The sequence below is a fragment of the Yersinia massiliensis CCUG 53443 genome (assembly GCF_000312485.1).
Taxonomy (GTDB): Bacteria; Pseudomonadota; Gammaproteobacteria; order Enterobacterales; family Enterobacteriaceae; genus Yersinia; species Yersinia massiliensis.
Genome location: NZ_HE997663.1, coordinates 1 through 605 on the forward strand (window position 1 = coordinate 1; position 605 = coordinate 605).

The following is a 605-nucleotide window of genomic DNA, read 5'->3' on the forward strand; positions in this document are numbered from 1 at the left end:
CGCCCACGCTGGCGAATTTCGATAGTGGCGTTGGTGTTGGCAATCCCTTCAATGGGCACAACCAGTTGGGTGTTATTGAGTTGGGCATTATCGGAATAAAGCTGGGCACCCATCACTGGCAGACCAGAGTATGTATTGGCGACTAGGCCAAACTCCCCCAACTGTACCACCGACTTTAAAGATTCAATGGCGCGTAATGCGTAGGTTTCCTGATTATCATAATGGCCCACCCCTTGGTTGTAATTATAAGAACCTCGGTTGCGCACCACCCAGTTATAAAAATTAATACCCGGCTCGAATTGCCCCTGAAATAAATTCAGGTTGTCATTGTTGTTTTCGATGCGTTGGCCGAATAAATTATAATTTAGCAATAAGGCGTGGCCGCCCCGCTGATATTCACTTTCTTCCAGCTCAGGGTCAAAGGCTTCTTGCGGTAATGTCATTTCTACTCGGAATTGCCCAGGAAAGAGCTTAACGACCACTCCGGGCCACAGAGTTTCAATATTCTCGCAACTGTCGCCACTGTCTTTATAGTGTAACTTTAATGCCATCAGCAGTTTTCGGTCAGCACATAGTTGACCTTCGCTACCGAAAGTCGCTTCAGT

Annotated in this window: 1 protein-coding gene; it reads right to left on the bottom strand. The window is 47.1% G+C overall.

Annotation, left to right across the window (positions count from 1 at the left end; all coding sequences use genetic code 11):
• The coding region (locus BN68_RS22845; RefSeq protein ID WP_042807148.1) for a fimbria/pilus outer membrane usher protein at nt 1-605 on the bottom strand (605 nt) is incomplete at both ends.